Source organism: Mycobacterium sp. SP-6446 (assembly GCF_001954045.1).
In the GTDB taxonomy this organism is placed as follows: Bacteria; Actinomycetota; Actinomycetes; order Mycobacteriales; family Mycobacteriaceae; genus Mycobacterium.
In genome coordinates this window covers 1-913 of the sequence record NZ_MBEM01000266.1, presented here as the reverse complement: position 1 = coordinate 913, position 913 = coordinate 1, and the positions used below count along the sequence as shown (strand labels likewise).

At 65.5% G+C, this 913-nt stretch carries 1 protein-coding gene and 2 pseudogenes; 1 reads left to right on the top strand and 2 read right to left on the bottom strand.

The window, feature by feature from the left end; translation table 11 throughout:
* Nucleotides 1–80: 80 nt before the first annotated feature.
* Both A5736_RS24580 and A5736_RS24575 read right to left on the bottom strand, forming a co-directional pair.
* Nucleotides 81–452, bottom strand: a pseudogene (locus A5736_RS24580) (DUF4189 domain-containing protein); the annotation flags it as partial.
* Between the two features lie 49 nt (nucleotides 453–501).
* Nucleotides 502–597, bottom strand: a complete 96-nt coding sequence (locus A5736_RS24575) for a hypothetical protein (protein WP_371328411.1) — start codon at nucleotides 595–597, stop codon at nucleotides 502–504.
* Nucleotides 598–622: 25 nt separating this feature from the next.
* Between A5736_RS24575 and A5736_RS24570 the strand changes: the two are divergent.
* Nucleotides 623–913, top strand: a pseudogene (locus A5736_RS24570) (DUF4185 domain-containing protein); the annotation flags it as partial.

Sequence of the window (913 nt, the reverse complement as noted above, 5' to 3'; positions counted from 1 at the left end):
CCCGCGCCGGGCTTCCCGCAGACGCCGAATGCCACGCAGCTGCAGCCGAACGCGGCACCGAATCCGCCCCCGCCGGCGCCCCCGTCGCCTTGACAGTGGCCGTGCCCGGCTTGGACCGTTCCGCCGCCGGCGATCCCTAGCGCCGCCGCCTCGGCTTCTTCGCGGGTCGGGCCCCAGCCGCCGAAGTACTTGGTTTTCGCGCTGTTCAAAACGAGCGCGATGCACCCGCCCTGCCCGCTGGCCAGAAGGCGACAGTCGCTGATGGCCTTGCGACACGTCTCCATCGCCTTCTGCTCGGCGGCACCTTGACTGGTCCCACCGTCAACGAACTTGATCTGCCCGGTGGAATCGGACATCGCCATGGCAATCCAGTTGTTGTCGGCATGCGCGACCGGCGTTGCCGCGAATGCGGCGCCGATAGCGATCGCAAGTGCTGCTTGTCTCTTCATCAGGCAAACACTATTGCACAAACGCGGCATCACCGCAGGTCAAGCCGAAAGGCTAAGGCAGCACGGTGTGCATCAACATCACGTCGTAGGCCGACCACAGCGACAGGTTGAAATACAGGTCCCGCCCCGACGACCAGGGATGGATCATCGGCGCGTAGATCCCACCGGGCATCTGGAACGGCGACAACGGCGGGCGCTGGGTCCCGAACAATCCGGGCGCGGCGACGCCGGTTTTCCCCGGCCCGGTGGGCGAAATGTCGTCCCAGTACAACAGTTATCTGAAGCAGTACTTGGTGCTGTACACCAACGGTGGCAGCAACGACGTCGTGGCCAGGACGGCGCCGGCTCCCCAGGGACCGTGGAGTCCCGAACAGCCGCTGGTGTCGTCGTTCCAGATGCCCGGTGGGATCTACGCGCCGATGATCCATCCCTGGTCGTCGGGGCGGGACCTGTATTTCAACCTG